Here is a 16,326-nt window from a genome sequence, read left to right as displayed (position 1 = left end):
TTTCTTTCAAGCTATCAGAGCGTTTAAGAGGTCAAGACAGGAAGCTTTGATTCAAGTATTTTACTACTTGGATTTACCTACAAGGATGTTGGACAAAGCTACGTAGGAGAAGCGCATTTCCAGTCAAGCGCCTCTGGAGCCCATCTCAGCACCGGAACAAATGGCGGGGAATTTCAGCTTTTATTACATACAAAAACGCATTTGCGTTTTCTGGTTTGAAGCGCTCCCGCCATTTGTTCCGGTGCGGACAGTCTCCCCCCCTTGCGGGCGTAGGTTGAAGCGTAGACTGGAAATGCGCTTCTCCTCCGCTACAGCAATTACAAGACCTCCACCGCTTTCATCAAGCAATGGAGGCCTTCTGCATTTGACAAACGGACTTACTTCATCCACTTCACATTCTCTTTTTTCTCTTCATTCACCAACAATGTAAAAACATCGGGCCGCGAGTAATGTCCAACGACATCAAAATCGAATTGGCTATAAGCGATATCGCGAATGTCCAGATCAGCGTAAAGAATCTCCTCCCGCCCAAAAACAGGCTTGATGATATAGTCGCCCAATGGCCCCACAATCGCACTTCCACCTCTGCTCATCTCGTCTGGTGAAGAGGCCAGATCGTCGTAGCAAGCCAAATCAGTCGGATACATATCTTTTGTTACGTACTGATTGCTCGATAAAACGAAGCATCTACCTTCCAATGCGATATGGCGGATGGTAGCTTGCCATGCATCCCTCGCGTCTGCTGTAGGTGCGATGTAGATTTGAACGCCTTTTGCATACATCGCGGCTCGCGCTAACGGCATATAATTCTCCCAACAAATCAGAGCCCCGATCTTACCGTACGGAGTATCGAATACCGGTAAAGTACTTCCGTCTCCTTCGCCCCAAATCAACCGTTCGGATGCAGTCGGCTTCAGCTTGCGATGCACGCCGAGCAACTCACCATCTGGTCCGAAAAATAAGACGGAACAATATAAGGTGCCACCGCTATTTTCATTGTCTCGCTCGATCACACCAATGACGAGATACACGCCAGCCTTGCGCGCTGCCTCCCCGAGCTTGTCTGTCTCTTCACTCGGGACGACAATCGAATTGTCCCAATAACGAAACCAGTCTTTACGCCCCTCAGGTGAGCGACTGCCTACTTTTGCTCCAAAAGTAAGTCCTCTCGGATACGCAGGGATAAAAGCTTCGGGAAAAACAACGATTTTCGCTCCTTTTTCTCCTGCTTCCAATGTCAGTGAAACCGCCTTTTCCGTACTTCCCTCACGATCCATTATGACCGATGCAGCTTGAACAACTGCTACTCGTACGTTCTGTTGCTGAATTGACATGTTACATCCCCTCCCAAATGGAGCATCTGTCTTGCTTTCCTATTATTCGGCGTACCCGACTGGCTCCCCTACTCCTGCAACGCTTTCATATCCTCGATAATTTGATTGTAGGGCACGTCCGTCATTCCTTCATAACGGTTAACCACTGTTCCCTTTTGATCGACCAAATATAAAAACGTGTCGTGGATGACTTGATCGGAATTAGAGTCCTTTTCTATTGGCGTCTTGAATGACTTGAGAATAAACGTTTTGATCTCATCAAATCCGTAGCCAGTCAATGCATGCCAATTGGAGAAATCAGCATTGAATTTACCCAGATAGGACTTCAATGCCTCTGGCGTATCTCTTTCTGGATCAACCGAGAAGGAAACAAACTCCACATCTACGCCAGCTTCTTTTGCTTTTTTCTGCAATTCAGCCATGTTTGCTGTCATCGTCGGACAAACGGTTCCACAATACGTAAAGACAAAGTTAGCAACCCAGACCTTATTTTCCAGATCACTTGATGAAAAAGGCTTCCCTTCCTGGTCCGTATAAGCAAATTCATTAACCGGATAGTTGTAATCATATCTTGCTGGACCACACGCAGTTACCAAAACCATCAGGATACCGAGCATGATCAACCAAGCTGTTTTTTTCATTGTACCGCTCCTCTCCTATTCCTTTTTCTCAGAGAGCCACTTCGCTAACTGGCTGATTTCTTCAGCGCTTAGCACTTTTTCATAACCAGGCATGCCATTTGCGCCGACCGTAATTATTTCAACGAGTTTTTCCTCCGTCATTTTCGAACCAACTTGCTGCAAGCCTGGACCCACCCTACCGGATAAATCATTACCGTGGCAGCTCATGCAATTATTTTTGTATAGCTGCATCGCAGTTTTCTCAGCATCTGCAACTTCTGTTTGCTCTTCCGTTGCACCATTACTGCATGCAGTTGCAACCAAGAACAGGGAACCAATCAGGAGATACTTGATGGCTTTCACAGAAACCCCCTACCTTTCCGACGGGAATAAGGTTACCTTCCAAAAAGGGACGGTCTGCAACCGAGAATCAGGGCGTACAGCAGTACGCCCCCGATTGAATTTTATGTCATTATAGTGCGACCATGTTGTACATCATGATCCAGATAGAGCCGATCACGATGAGGAAGACGATAAACAACCCGAGTAAAAGCGACATCAAGTTGTAGCGTGGTTTATCCTCTTCTTTCAGGTGCATGAAGAAGAATAACTGGACAATAAACTGGAACAGAGCCGCTCCTAAATAGATGATGAGTCGCTTATCACTATCCAACCAGCCGTTCTCTAGAGCCAGGATGGGAATGATCGTGAATACAAGCGACAAAACGAAACCGATCACATACGATTTCAGGGAACCATGACCGCCGTGTTGTTCTGTCGTGCCATGCACAGATTGCTTGCTCAATTAATTCACCCCCATCACATACACGATGGTGAAGACGAAAATCCAAACAACATCAAGGAAATGCCAGAACAAGCTGATGATGTTTACTTTTCGTTTCGTTACAGGTGTAATACCGTGCTTGGTGATTTGCATGATGACGATGATCATCCACCCCATACCGAGCGTCACGTGCAAGCCATGCGTCCCTACCAATGTGTAAAAGGCAGTCAGGAATGCACTCGTTCCAATTGTTGCCCCTTCACTAACCATATGGATGAACTCGTTGATTTCCAGGAACAAGAAGGATGCTCCCAAGAATACGGTAACTCCCAGCCAGTTCATCAAGGCAAGACGATTCCCCTTATTCATAGCGAGAATCGCAAGACCGCTCGTAAAGCTACTGGTCAGCAAAATAAACGTACTCGCGTAAATCCCACTCATCTGAAACAGATCTTTTGGACCTGGACCACCATCCGTGCTACCTTGCAGTACGATATAAGTCGCAAACAAGGTAGCAAACAAGATAACATCCGTCATGAGGTAGATCCAAAAGGCAAACGTGCGCAATTCCTCTTGGTCTGGATGATGATCATGATGTCCAGCATTCACATTAGCCATTACGTAATCACCCTCCCTGCTTCGGCCTCTGTACGTTTAATCTCTTCCACCGTGACATAGTAGTCCGTGTCGTAGTTAAACGAGTGAACAACCATACATGCAATCACACCGATAAACCCTGGTACCGCCATCCACAGCCAGTCAAAAATCAAACCGAATCCGACAAAAAACCAGAACATGGACATCACAATCGGAATACCGGAGTTTTTCGGCATATGAATCGGTTCCAGCTCTACTTTCGCTGGCTTTTCCAAGCCTTGCTCGATGCGCAGCTTTCTTTCATGCCAGTCATCTTGAGACGTTACCTGCGGCATGACGGCAAAGTTATAGAACGGAGCTGGGGAAGGAATCGACCACTCCAACGTACGAGCATTCCACGGATCGCCTGTTGTATCTCTCTTCATGTGCTTGATGCTATGTGCAATGTCCCAAATTTGGACAAGGAATGCAGCACCCATGATTACGGCACCAATCGTCGATACCAGGTTCATTTCGAACCAGCCCTTGTCCCAGCCGTACGTGTAAAGACGACGTGTCATCCCCATCAAGCCCAATGCGTATTGCGGCATGAAGCACAGGTAGAACCCGATGTTCCACAGCCAGAAAGCCCAACGGCCAATACGCTCATTCAGCTTGAAGCCAAAAATTTTCGGCCACCAGTAGTACAAGCCCGCGAAGAATCCAAATACGACACCCGCAATGATCACTTGGTGGAAGTGTGCAACGAGGAAGTAGCTATTGTGATACTGAAAGTCAGCAGGTGCCACGGACAGAAGAACACCCGTCATCCCACCGATGACGAAGTTCGGGATAATCCCTACCGTCCACAGCATCGGCGTTTCGAACGTAATTTTTCCTCGGAACATCGTAAACAGCCAGTTAAACACTTTCACACCCGTCGGAATCGCAATCAACATGGTCGTGACGGCGAAGAACGCATTGACGTCAGCACCGGAGCCCATCGTGAAGAAATGATGCGCCCATACGAGGAACGAGAGAACGCTAATGATGATCATGGCGAATACCATGGATTTGTAACCAAACAGCTTTTTCCGCGAGAACGTTGCAACGATCTCCGAGAAAATCCCGAACGCTGGCAAAACGATAATGTAAACTTCCGGGTGACCCCACATCCAAATCAGGTTGATGTACATCATCGGATTACCGCCGCCATCCAAGGTGAAGAAGTGCCCACCCAAATAGCGGTCGATAAACAGCAGTGCCAAGGTAACCGTCAAGATTGGGAATGCGAAAACGATCGCGATACAACTCGACAAAACCGACCAAGAAAACATCGGCATTTTCATCAAAGTCATACCAGGAGCACGCACTTTCAAGATCGTCACAATAAAGTTAATCCCGGTCATCAAACTACCAATACCTGAGATTTGAATCCCCCAAATGTAGAAATCCTGACCTGGTCCCGGGTTAAAGGCTAGCTCCGAATACGGCGGGTAAGCCAACCATCCTGCATCCGGGGAGCCCCCAATGACGAAGGACAGGTTGAACAGCATCGCCCCAGAGAAAAACAACCAGAAGCTGAGCGCATTCAGAAACGGAAAGGCTACGTCACGTGCACCGAGTTGCAGCGGCACGATGACATTGAATAAACCAAACATAAGCGGCATCGCCATAAACAGAATCATAATGACGCCATGCGTCGTAAAAATCTGGTTGTAGTGATCCCCACTCAAAAACTGCATCTCAGGCATGACGAGCTGCGCCCGCATTAAGAGAGCATCTACCCCTCCTCGAAACAGCATGAGAACGGAAGCGAGAATGTACATGATACCGATCTTCTTGTGATCGACAGTCGTCAGCCATTCGCGCCAGAGCCATCCCCATTTTTTAAAGTAAGTCAGCACCGATACAACTGCGATGATACTGAGCACAATGCTGACGTCCGCACCATAAATAAGTGGATCGCCTGTTACGAAAAATTCAGAGGCGAATTCTTTCACACTCTCCCACATCGTTGTCTCTCTCCTCCCTCTTTCTATTTCAACCGACTATTCTTTCACCCGCGCTGGCGGTTGCACTCTCGTAGATAAGCCGTGATTGTGTGAAGCAGCATACTTGGTCACCGTCATTTCGTACAAACCTTCAGGGAAAGCAGAGAAATAGCGCACATCTGATGTTCCTTGTTTCGTCAGCTCTTTGTAACCATCCAGTGTCAGCTCAGGGGAAGTATGTTTCACCTGATTCACCCATTGATCAAAGTTTTCTTGGGAAGTCGCATTCGCTGTGAAGAACATCTTCGCAAATTCTTTTCCGGTAAAGTTCGCACCTGATCCCATGTACTCACCCTGCTCATCTGCTTGCAGGTAGAGAGTCATCGACATGCCGGACATGGCATAAATCTGACCGCCAAGCTGTGGAATCCAGAATGAATTCATCGGGGCGTCAGATGTCACTTCGAAGCGTACCGGCACATCCTCTGGGAACTGCACATAGTTCACAGTGGCAATGCCTTGTTCAGGATATTGGAATAGCCACTTCCAATCCAAATTCGTCACTTGAATCGTGATCGGTTTCTTCTCGGATTCCAACGGCTTGGATGGCTCCAACGAATACGTGTACCGAACTGTCACGATCCCAATTAACGTAATAATGATGATGGGAATGCCCCACCAAATGATTTCCAGTTTCGTGCTGTGTTCCCAATTAGGGGTGTACTTCGCCTTTCTTCCTTTTCTGTCACGGTATCGCCATACAATGACAAACGTAAGAATTAGTACTGGAACAATCACAATTAACGTTAAAAGCGTGGATAAAATCATTAAGTCCTTTTGCTGTTCACCAATGGGTCCTTTCGGATCGAGCACGATATAGTTATCAGCGCAACCGGTCGTCAAGAACACCAGGATGAACATGAACAAAAATGACATACAGCGTACTGTCTTGGACGTCTTCATGTCCTTTTCCTCATCTCCTATCACCATGCACGGGGTACTTTTGAAACAAGTCTTACTCTAAAGCCGGACCGATAGAGTGTCACCAGCCAATGACAAAGTGGATCAACCAGCCATGTTCAAGAATCCGCTGCATTTTGGACACCTTTTCGACATAAAAAGAAAAAGACCACCCCAAGGCGGCCTTTCCTCCTATTGTTTGGTTATTCCTTGATGACACGCATAGTTTGTAGCGTCGGGTCTTCAAAGCCCTGTACTGGTAAACCTGCCTCCATGTTTCTCTTTGTATAGATGAGGTTCTCTTCCGAAATGATCTCACCCGGAATAAAGATCGGGATACCTGGTGGATACACCATGACAAACTCCGCGATAATTCTTCCCACAGCTTGTTCGACGGGAATCATCTCTGTCGGTGCGTAAAATGCATCGCGCGGGGTGACAGCCAGTACCGGTATTTTCGGCAGCTGCATTTTCGGGCAGGCTTTTCTGTTTCCTTGATCCGCGGCCCCGGCAGCCAGCTCCTCCAAGGCATAGACAAGGATTTGCAAATCTTCTCTCGTATCGCTTGGTGTGATAATACAAACGATGTTGTACAGGTCAGATAGCTCTACCTCAATGTTAAAGCGATCACGGAGCCATTTTTCAGCTTCATATCCCGTAATGCCGAGGTCTTTTACCGAGATGACCAGCTTGGTCGGATCATGGGCAAACGCTCCATTTGTCCCGATAATTTCTCTCCCAATACAATACAAATCATTTATTTTATTGATTTGTGCCCGTGCTTCGTTTGCCAGCTGAATCGTTTGATCCAATAGCATTTTCCCGGATGTAACCAACCGCTTTCTCGCCACATCGAGCGACGCGAGCAGTAAATAGGAGGTAGATGTCGTCGTGAGCATGCTGTAGATTGCTTGTACACGCTGAATCGAGACGAGATTTCCCTGCATGTTCAACAACGAACTCTGCGTCAGAGAGCCTCCTAATTTATGCATACTGCTTGCTGCCATATCTGCACCAGCCTGCATCGCCGATAGGGGAAGCTTGGGATGGAAGTGAACATGTGAGCCATGCGCTTCATCTACGAGTACAGGCACTCCTCTGGCATGCGCAATTTGAACGATACTCTTCAAGTCACCGGCAATTCCGAAATAGGTTGGGTTGATGACGAGGACTGCTTTTGCATCTGGATGCTGTTCCAATGCTTTTTCCACAGCCTGTGGTGTGATTCCATGTGAGATCCCGAAGACAGGGTCTATTTCTGGATGTAAAAAGATAGGAGTCGCACCAGATAAAACAATGCCGCTCATGATAGATTTGTGTACATTCCGTGGCACGATGATCTTATCGCCAGGATTACATACTGCCATAATCATCGTCATGATGACTCCGCTCGTGCCTTGAACAGAAAATATGGTGTGATCAGCGCCAAAGGCTTCAGCTGCCAATTCCTGCGCTTGTTTGATAATTCCTTTTGGTTGATGCAGATCATCTAATGGTTCAATGTTAATCAGATCGATGGAAAGTGCATTTTTTCCCATGAACCATCGAAATTCAGGATCCATCCCTTTCCCTTTCTTATGACCTGGTATATGGAATTGGATTGGATTCTTCTGGGCATGCTTTCTCAACCCGTTAAAGAGCGGCGTTTGCCCTTGAATCAACATTTTTCCCACCTCACTATCCTTCCGTGTTGTTTGCATGAGTGATGTTTCTGGGCTGATTATAAAGGAAGCGGCCTCTTCCTTCATGATCCAATCTTGACTTTTATGAACCATCCAATTTGTGTCCTTCCTCGTAATTGGTCTGTTTCATCTTTCGTAAATTGGCTGGTTACAGTGCTGGCAAATTCACTTACAGTGTTGCTACCACGAAGTTTTGGAGGCCATATAGATGAAACAACTGCCCACTACACAATCGCGAAAAACACTTGAAAAGATACAATCCTATCAACCTGGAATGCCGATTTGGGAGATAAAAAAAATGTACGGGCTCTCTTCTATCATTAAATTAGCTTCAAATGAAAATCCACTCGGCCCATCCCCCAAGATCATCCGCGCCATTCTCAGTGCGCTCCCGGAGCTGCATCGTTACCCGGATGCCCATACAACGACGCTAAAAGAGCATTTGGCAGATCATCTTGTGGTAAGTTCAGAGCATTTACTTGTCACGAATGGCGGTGACGAACTGATCAAGCTCATATCCGAAACCTTTTTGGAGACCGAGGACGAAATCGTTTTGCCTACGCCGACCTTTCCTGAATATGAATTCGGCGCACATCTCATGGGGGCTGTCATCAAAATGGTTCCGCTTGAGGCAGATTATGCATTCAATGTTTCTACAATTTTGGCGGCTATCACGGATCGAACAAAGCTTGTCTACCTTTGTTCCCCGAACAACCCGACAGGCACCTATTTGTCTCGTCAGGACTTGACGACATTACTAGACCAATTGCCAGATGGGGTGCTTGTGGTACTCGACGCTGCTTACAGTCACTACGCAACGGCTGACGATTACACAACAGGTATTGAATTTGTCCGCCAAGGATACCCTGTTCTCGTTTTGCAAACCTTCTCGAAAATTTACGCGCTTGCCGGTATTCGCGTCGGATTTGGCGTCGCTCACCCATCGGTGATCCAAAAAATCCTGAAAGTAAAAGAACCGTTTAACGTCAATTCCTTGGCACAAACAGCCGCCATTACCGCTCTTGGAGACGTGGAGCATTTTGAAAAGTCCCTCACGGAAAACACCAAAGGCCGCAAGCAGCTCTATGATGCGTTCGATGAAATGAATATCCCTTATACCGTGAGCATGTCTAATTTTATCTTGGCAAAATTCGGGCCAAATGCGGGTAGGATTTATCAAGAGCTACTGGAAAGAGGAATCATTTTGCGGTACGGAGAGACCTGGGGGCTACCGGAGCATATTCGAATTAGTGTAGGTACGCTGGAAGAAAATCAAATTCTCATACAAAACCTCCGTGAACTATTGATTATCGTAGGAAAATGAATAAAAAAAGGATAGCACTACACCTAGCAAAAGCAATTTAGGTACAGGCTATCCTCTTTTTTCAATCCCCCAAAAGGGGCAGTCGTCAGAATTTCATGGCAATCTCGCGCGCTTGTTGCATCGCCTTTTCTTTTATCGCAGGCTCTTGCTCGGGTTTCGCGGCCATGCCCTCCACAAATATCGCCTCAAGAGTAGGAACTCCAACGAATTCCATAATGAGCTTCAGGTGGCGGTGACCCATTTCTAAGTCTGCATCCTCTGAGCCTGGTGACAAGAAGCTTCCGCTAGCTTGAATGTGAACGGCTTTTTTATCACTTAACAAGCCAACTCGGCCGACATCCGGTAAATATTTGAAAGTCTTACCCGCTATGCAAATGGAGTCAATGTATGATTTCATAACCGGTGGATACGAATAATTCCAAATCGGAGTAACAAATATATATTTATCTGCGGCAACAAATTGGTCTACCAACTCATCCATACGGCTGAGTTTCCTTATCTCCGCTTCGGTCAATTGATCAAATGCAATACCAGCTTTCAGTTTGCCCCAACCACTAAAAACATCGAGATCAAGTTGCGGTATATCCATTTTATACAGATCAAGATGAATAACTTCATCATTTGGATTTGCAGATCGATAAGTCTGTACAAACTCTTTACCTACTAACATGCTGTATGACTTTTCATGATCGTGTGGATTTGCCGTAATATGTAATACTGTTGCCATAATGTAGTACCCACTTTCAACAATTATTTGCTCGCAGAAACGGTTACGATCTGTCTGGTAGAAACGTTAGGATTGCATGTGAAGCACTCCTCCCATTTTGTTTAGAACCGATTTAGGCTCCTTACTATGTTGACGAATCGCCCCCCGGGACTTGTGACAAAATTAAATAACCGGTATTTGTCACATTGTTAAGATTTCATCCGTCAGAATTTATATTGACTTTTTTATTTTTGCGCGAGGGAGTTTAAAGGATGAGCGAACAGGTTTGGTTGGCAAATATATTCGAATCACACCGAAAGCACCTTCAGGCAGTCGCGTATCGAATGCTTGGATCATTGAACGAAGCGGAGGATGCGGTACAGGAGTCCTGGTTACGTCTTAGTCGTGTGGATGCAAGCGGCATTGAGAACATGGGAGGATGGTTGACCACCGTTGTTTCACGGGTTTGCCTTGACATGTTACGCTCGCGAAAATCTAGGCGCGAAGAATCGATAGAAACTCAATTGCCCGATGCTTTCACAAGCCAAGATAGTATTGTTGACCCCGAACAAGAAGCCATATTGGCTGATTCTGTCGGTATTGCACTTCTAGTCGTTCTTGGTAATTTGAACCCTGCCGAACGCATCACGTTTGTGCTGCACGATGTTTTCGCCATGCCCTACAATGAGATTGCGCCTATTTTAGGTAAGTCGGTGGTCGCTACTAGACAACTTGCGAGCAGGGCACGCCACCGAATTCGCGGGGCGAAAGCAATGCAGGAAGTCGACCTTGCTCTCCAACGCGACGTCGTTCAAGCTTTTCTTGCTGCAGCACATGTAGGCGATTTGGATACTCTGGTAGCTGCGCTCGATCCGCACGTTATTCTTCGTGACGATCGTCAAACAGACTCTTCAAGAGTAACGCAAGGAGCGGTTGCTCTAGCGAAACAAGTTTCGGGACGCGCACAGAAAGCAGCACAATTAGCCCTCGTTAACGGATCAGTAGGAATCATTGTGGCTCCTCAAGGAAAATTGCTTTACGTACTCAAGTTTACAATGAATTACGGAAAGATTACCGAAGTCGACTTAATCTCCGATCCTGAGCGCATCAGTCATCTGGATCTGAAGGTATTAAACACCGATGTGCCACGGTATACAGATGATCTCGTCTAAAACCGTATGAAAAGTCCCCTTTTTACAGAAGGGGACTTTTTCTGCACTCTAACCGGATAGAAAATGTCCGGTGTTTTCGCTTTTGCAAAGTGTTTCCTAAGCTGGATTCTCCTTGTGTTTACCCGTCGCCAATACTATACTGAATGCAAATTCCCTAGTCATTTCCACACGAAGCAATGACTGAAATTTCATAACTTACGAAAGCTTTCGCTCCATAGAAAGGTGGATCAGATGTCACTCAAACCTGAAGATTTACAAAGCTACATCGACTCCCCAGACAAGCAGCAAAGACTATACAAACGAACGCTCTGGATTGTCGTCATCTCACAAATTTTCGGCGGTGCAGGACTTGCGGCAGGTGTCACCGTAGGAGCTCTCCTCGCTCAGGATATGCTCGGTTCGGAAAGTCTCGCGGGCATCCCTGCCGCATTGCTCACGCTTGGCTCTGCTGTCGCTGCATTGCTGGTGGGTCGACTCTCTCAACGCTTTGGACGCCGTTTAGGGCTCGCTAGCGGCTTTTTAGCCGGAGGGATTGGGGCAATTGGGGTGGTGCTCGCAGCCGTCGAAAACAGTATTGTCCTTCTATTTGCTTCCTTAATTTTGTATGGGGCTGGCACCGCTACTAACCTGCAAGCCCGCTATGCAGGCACAGACTTGGCAAAGCCTAAACAGCGAGCGACTGCCGTGAGTATTGCCATGGTCTCCACTACATTCGGGGCTGTTGCAGGACCAAACCTGGTGGAAGTCATGGGACGATTCGCTACATCCATCGGTGTCCCCGCACTGGCTGGTCCTTTCATCTTGGGTGCCGCAGCCTTCATCCTTGCAGGTCTCGTATTTTGGGTATTGCTTCGCCCGGACCCGTTCATTGTTTCGAAAGCAATCGCCGAAGCACAACAGGGGAATCAGAGCTCGTCGGCCTATCTGAATGGGAATCAGCTTGCAAGCAACAACCGGGGAATCATCGTGGGAGCTACCGTCATGATTTTGACGCAGATCGTCATGGTCGCCATTATGACGATGACGCCTGTACATATGAAGCACCACGGACATGGTCTCTCAGAAGTAGGCATCGTCATCGGTTTTCATATCGGTGCGATGTACCTCCCCTCGCTCTTGACGGGTGTACTCGTTGACAAGATCGGTCGCTCCACAATGGCCTATGCTTCAGGTGTCATACTGCTTGCAGCCAGCCTGACTGCTGCTTTTGCGCCAGCTGATTCGATGCCGCTGCTCATCACCGCTCTTGTGCTACTCGGACTGGGCTGGAATTTTGGATTAATTAGCGGTACAGCGCTCATCGTGGATGCAACGCAGCCCGCCACTCGCGCGAAAACGCAGGGAACGGTTGATGTCTTGATTGCCTTGGCTGGTGCATCCGGTGGAGCCCTGTCTGGTATGGTCGTCGCCAATGCCAGCTACGCAACACTTTCGCTTGCCGGGGGCGCATTATCGCTGTTGCTAGTCCCTGTACTGATATGGTCCCACAGAAAAAGCAAACACCGTGTAGAGATCTCCCAAAACTAAAGCCACCCTCATCAGGTGGCTTTTCCTCTATCCAAAGGTATCCAAAAAAAATAACACTGCTCACAGGCAGTGTCATTTTCCTCCGACCACTTTATTATCATGTCCTTCACTCGGACTATGCTCATCTACAATCTGTTTTAAGCTAGCGAAGCCAGGAGTAAATTTGCTGTTGGGAATCTTCTTCTTGGAAGAGAGATTTTTCGAGTAAACAGCAGTTTCGTTACCTCTTTTCGCGAAGAACTCAGCTAATTTCATCGTATCCCACTCCTAACTAGCTCTCTTTAAAGTTTTGACCTTATTCACAAACTTGGTAACAAACCCTAATAGTAACATATACGTTGTCAACCGCTCGAACTCCTGCATATTTTCGGGAGTAAATGTGTCATTCTTGTAAACAGCGACCGCAAATCCAAGTCGGAACTTGCCGAAATTTTTCACAATTGCAAATTGTTCGATGTCCGTGTTTTGAATTCGTCCCTTTACTTGTTTATCGGCAATTCTGCAATCCTCTTGAAGCATAGAAGACAGTAGTAGCGTACGTACTGTATCAAAATCTTTCAACTCGGTTAAGTAAAACACTTCAAACTGCTTGTCATTATTCGTAGGTACGATCCAATAGCAGCATAGCTCGTCCGGTTTCAAACCATAAATCGTCTTTACTTCCATTTCAAATGCCTTCATAAACGTGATCGCATTCGCATTAATAATAGCTGTTGATTGACCGCTCCCATCCAAGCTGTAAATCGCATTGGCCAATTCTTTCTCACAATATTTCACTTCCATCTGGAACTCGATCTCGTTCCCTCTAATCTTGTTGCAGATGAACAAAACGATGAATATCATTCCTGCCAAAATAGCGGAATACAAGATAGACAAGCCTAGAACAGAGCCTAATGAAGCTAGCTTGTTTTCCTCATGTGGCGGTGCCAGGATAAACAGCCATTCAATCGGTTGAAACATCCACTTATGTATGACTGCTATCAAATCTGGCAGCAAACCTTTTAACAATTCAAATACGAGCCATGAGACCAGAACGAACAAGATGCCAAGAACAGAAAAAACAATCTTCACATGGCTCTGCACGAGATTCTTTAGCACCTGTAAACCTCTCCTTCTGGTAAAGTTTTACATTATTTTAACATTTTATTCAGATTCTACAAATAGGAAAAAACTACCTACATTTAGGTAGTTTTTTAGGCGTTTCTATCGTTATCGTACTAACCTTTTGATTACCTATGTACTGGATCGTCTGCTGTATAATCTTGCTGTTTTCTTCAATTCTCTTCAGTGGTTTAAATGAACTCAACAATTGCACGTTCCCCCTATCGGTATACTAGGTGTAATTTCGTGACGTAATGCTCCCTTATTGGTCTGCCCATTTTTCACCGCTATCAAACACGAAATGCTCATCATGACCTTCTTCCGTCTTGGTAATACCCCTTACCTTATGCCGTTCTAATTTTGTTTAGACCCCTCTTCTAGGTGCTGCTTTTCCACTATCAGTGACGGTTTTGTTACAGACAATGTTGCTCCCATTGGCACCATTGACATCCTCAATCCTTGCCTTAATTAAAGATAATCCAAGCGAACAGGAGTTAGTCAGAATGAATTCAATGATAGCGAAGAACGAAACCATTCTATCATTGCCATAGCGGTTATCTTGCTCATGGTAGCGGCTTCCGTCATACTCGATGATACTGAAGTCATTCTACCAGAAATAGCAGCGAGGGTGATTGGGATATGGGTATACAAGGAACCGGGATGGATCAGACAGCCTTCTACCATTTTTGTCGCTCCGTCGATCACCGCTGCAATCCGATTTACAGTGAACCAACTAGACCTTCCGTACCTTGGAAAAGTCAGCATTACACTCGTACTCATGATGCTCTTTTCCTTCATCATCATGCTTGGTGTTCTCGCCTTCAAATTCAATGACGGTCTTGAGAAAAAAGGAAGATACCGTACCAGTATATGCTCGTGTTCCTTATTTTGATATTCGTGTGGATCAGTTTATGCTGGGTGGCAGGCTACCCACAGCTGGCCGTTATTCCGCCCATTCTCGTCGTTGTATATGAATCGCGATGTTCAACGGCAAGATGGCCTTCAAGCTCGGTCTGGTGTTAACCATATCGGCGACACTTGGAACGCTGCTGTACTTCGAGCTTGATTCGTGGGTGTTAGTCACTCTGCTTGATATGATTTTGATGCTTATTTTGTTGCGTATCCTAGGTATGCGTGTACCGGCAGCGTACGCTTTTCTCCATTGCTTCCTTTTGTCTTCCCTGATGAAATTGTAGTCATGCTGCCTATCAGAGCGCTCATTGCTTCTGCATTTTCCTGTGAAAAACGTCTCGACGTTTTTCATAAAAGTGGATGCGACCACTTGCGGTCAACAAAGCGGTCATGACCGTTTTGTTTGGCTCCGTTCTCCTCTATAAGAACTGGGATAGAAAACGAAGTCATCTTCACGCCCCGAATAATTTACCATATCAATAGAGCCACCCTTCTGAGGTGGCTCTTCTCCTTACTGCTTTTTTGGTCCTATCTTTTCCACTTTTGTATCGCCCCATTTAAGTTTGAATATCTGTTGAGTCGAATCATCGAAATTTTTAAATCCATATAAAAAGAGATAGTCTTGATCGCCACTCATTTTCAGACTGGAATATCCACTAAAAGGATGGAGCTTCGTTATTTGGCCATCCTCTAAATTCATTCGCTCCAAGGTAATCATATCGCTCGAATTAGAAAGGTAGTACATAAAGCTTCCAGAAACAATCATACCTTCTGTTCCCAAAAACCCTTGCTTCACCAGCGACGCCTTCGAATCGTTTAATCCAATTTTGAATACATCGACAACGCCATTTTCGTTTACCCATTTTGTAAAGTAGATAAAATCGTTAGACACGCCAATTACCTCTAGCTCCTCCTCGCTGATGAGTGTGTTTTGCGTTCCATCTCTCTTCATTTTATACAGCTGACCCACGTTATCGGTGGTATAAATAATCCAATCCTGATAGAAATACAGACCTCCCACATAATCAAGCAGTCGCTTTTCATTACCACCATCCACATCCATCCTGTAGAGAGCGGCCCAACTAGACTGATAGTAAATTGTGTCGTCTATTACATAACTGGCGTACACGTTATTTGGATCTTCCACATTCGAATTGAGTAGTGCCATATCTGCGCTTTTCACGATTGTTTTGGAGCTGCCATCCGTCTTAATTTTGATGAGCTCATACGTATCTTCATAAGTATCGTTGATATCGTAGGTGTCAAGCTCCAGCTTGTAAAGCGATTCATAAGGCCTATTGCGTGTGTAATAAATCCAGTCTCCCGCGACAGTAATGTCATCAGCCCAATCACTGCTCAATTTTTGCAAGGAGCTCCCATCCTGCTTCATTTTGTACAAACCATTGTCATTGTAATAGATCCAATCTCCTTGCGTTGCTACCGAGCCAGGAGATGCATAGCTACCCAGTGAGCTGCTTTTTGAAGTACTTGTGGTACAACCATAGAGCGTAAACAGCAAGAATATCGTAATGGAAACAATCAGGCTCGCAATGCTTTTTCTTTTCATGATACCACCCCCATTTTTTTACAATAAACGAAAGAAACCCCCACCTAAGCGATGAGTGTTTCCTTTT

15 protein-coding genes and 1 pseudogene are annotated in these 16,326 nt (G+C 46.0%); 4 read left to right on the top strand and 12 right to left on the bottom strand.

The genetic code is table 11. From position 1 onward, the window contains the following. Positions 1 to 377: 377 nt before the first annotated feature. The 8 genes from HP570_RS22395 to HP570_RS22360 form a co-directional block, all read right to left on the bottom strand. Positions 378 to 1,334: a carbon-nitrogen hydrolase family protein gene (locus HP570_RS22395; RefSeq protein WP_173627197.1), complete on the bottom strand. Its 957-nt coding sequence runs from the start codon at positions 1,332 to 1,334 to the stop codon at positions 378 to 380. A gap of 68 nt (positions 1,335 to 1,402) precedes the next feature. Beyond that, complete coding sequence (locus tag HP570_RS22390; protein WP_173627196.1) at positions 1,403 to 1,975, bottom strand: SCO family protein; 573 nt, start codon at positions 1,973 to 1,975, stop codon at positions 1,403 to 1,405. Between the two features lie 15 nt (positions 1,976 to 1,990). Beyond that, positions 1,991 to 2,317: a c-type cytochrome gene (locus HP570_RS22385; protein WP_173627195.1), complete on the bottom strand. Its 327-nt coding sequence runs from the start codon at positions 2,315 to 2,317 to the stop codon at positions 1,991 to 1,993. A 109-nt stretch (positions 2,318 to 2,426) separates the two neighbouring features. After that, the gene (gene cyoD / locus HP570_RS22380) at positions 2,427 to 2,759 is read right to left on the bottom strand and encodes a cytochrome o ubiquinol oxidase subunit IV (RefSeq protein WP_142498141.1); all 333 of its coding nucleotides are present in this window, start codon (positions 2,757 to 2,759) and stop codon (positions 2,427 to 2,429) included. Continuing rightward, a complete protein-coding gene (gene cyoC / locus HP570_RS22375) occupies positions 2,760 to 3,356 on the bottom strand; it encodes a cytochrome o ubiquinol oxidase subunit III (protein WP_173627194.1) in 597 nt (198 codons plus the stop codon). Then, positions 3,356 to 5,329 carry a cbb3-type cytochrome c oxidase subunit I gene (locus HP570_RS22370; RefSeq protein ID WP_173627193.1) on the bottom strand — a complete coding sequence of 658 codons (1,974 nt, stop codon included), beginning with the start codon at positions 5,327 to 5,329 and terminating at the stop codon, positions 3,356 to 3,358. The genes cyoC and HP570_RS22370 overlap by 1 nt, the downstream gene beginning before the upstream one ends. 36 nt (positions 5,330 to 5,365) lie before the next feature. After that, positions 5,366 to 6,271: a ubiquinol oxidase subunit II gene (gene cyoA / locus HP570_RS22365; RefSeq protein ID WP_173627192.1), complete on the bottom strand. Its 906-nt coding sequence runs from the start codon at positions 6,269 to 6,271 to the stop codon at positions 5,366 to 5,368. A 200-nt stretch (positions 6,272 to 6,471) separates the two neighbouring features. After that, entirely contained in the window at positions 6,472 to 7,929 is a 1,458-nt protein-coding gene (locus tag HP570_RS22360; RefSeq protein WP_173627288.1) for an aminotransferase class I/II-fold pyridoxal phosphate-dependent enzyme, read from the bottom strand. 229 nt (positions 7,930 to 8,158) lie between these two features. Between HP570_RS22360 and hisC the strand changes: the two genes are divergently transcribed. Further along, the gene (gene hisC, locus HP570_RS22355; RefSeq protein ID WP_173627191.1) at positions 8,159 to 9,274 is read left to right on the top strand and encodes a histidinol-phosphate transaminase; all 1,116 of its coding nucleotides are present in this window, start codon (positions 8,159 to 8,161) and stop codon (positions 9,272 to 9,274) included. 85 nt (positions 9,275 to 9,359) lie between these two features. Here the strand turns inward: hisC and HP570_RS22350 are convergent, their stop codons facing one another. Next, entirely contained in the window at positions 9,360 to 10,001 is a 642-nt protein-coding gene (locus HP570_RS22350; protein ID WP_173627190.1) for an NAD(P)H-dependent oxidoreductase, read from the bottom strand. Between the two features lie 251 nt (positions 10,002 to 10,252). Between HP570_RS22350 and HP570_RS22345 the strand changes: the two genes are divergently transcribed. Both HP570_RS22345 and HP570_RS22340 read left to right on the top strand, forming a co-directional pair. Continuing rightward, complete coding sequence (locus HP570_RS22345) at positions 10,253 to 11,152, top strand: sigma-70 family RNA polymerase sigma factor (RefSeq protein ID WP_173627189.1); 900 nt, start codon at positions 10,253 to 10,255, stop codon at positions 11,150 to 11,152. Between the two features lie 231 nt (positions 11,153 to 11,383). Further along, on the top strand, positions 11,384 to 12,679 hold the full coding sequence (locus HP570_RS22340) for an MFS transporter (RefSeq protein WP_173627188.1): 1,296 nt from the start codon (positions 11,384 to 11,386) through the stop codon (positions 12,677 to 12,679). 72 nt (positions 12,680 to 12,751) lie between these two features. Here the strand turns inward: HP570_RS22340 and HP570_RS22335 are convergent, their stop codons facing one another. Both HP570_RS22335 and HP570_RS22330 read right to left on the bottom strand, forming a co-directional pair. Continuing rightward, on the bottom strand, positions 12,752 to 12,934 hold the full coding sequence (locus HP570_RS22335; protein ID WP_087347755.1) for a hypothetical protein: 183 nt from the start codon (positions 12,932 to 12,934) through the stop codon (positions 12,752 to 12,754). Between the two features lie 12 nt (positions 12,935 to 12,946). Continuing rightward, positions 12,947 to 13,777 (bottom strand): hypothetical protein, encoded by an 831-nt coding sequence (locus HP570_RS22330; RefSeq protein WP_016741856.1) that lies wholly within the window; start codon positions 13,775 to 13,777, stop codon positions 12,947 to 12,949. Positions 13,778 to 14,283: 506 nt separating this feature from the next. Here HP570_RS22330 and HP570_RS22325 point away from each other — a divergent pair. Next, positions 14,284 to 15,086, top strand: a pseudogene (locus HP570_RS22325) (hypothetical protein). A gap of 117 nt (positions 15,087 to 15,203) precedes the next feature. On the opposite strand, the gene HP570_RS22320 reads toward HP570_RS22325, so the two are convergent. Next, positions 15,204 to 16,259, bottom strand: a complete 1,056-nt coding sequence (locus HP570_RS22320) for a DUF5050 domain-containing protein (RefSeq protein ID WP_173627187.1) — start codon at positions 16,257 to 16,259, stop codon at positions 15,204 to 15,206. Between the last annotated feature and the right edge of the window lie 67 nt (positions 16,260 to 16,326).

It is taken from the genome of Brevibacillus sp. RS1.1, assembly GCF_013284365.1.
Classification (GTDB): domain Bacteria; phylum Bacillota; class Bacilli; order Brevibacillales; family Brevibacillaceae; genus Brevibacillus; species Brevibacillus brevis_D.
Note: the sequence above shows the minus strand (reverse complement) of the source record. Positions and strands in the feature narration are given on the sequence as shown.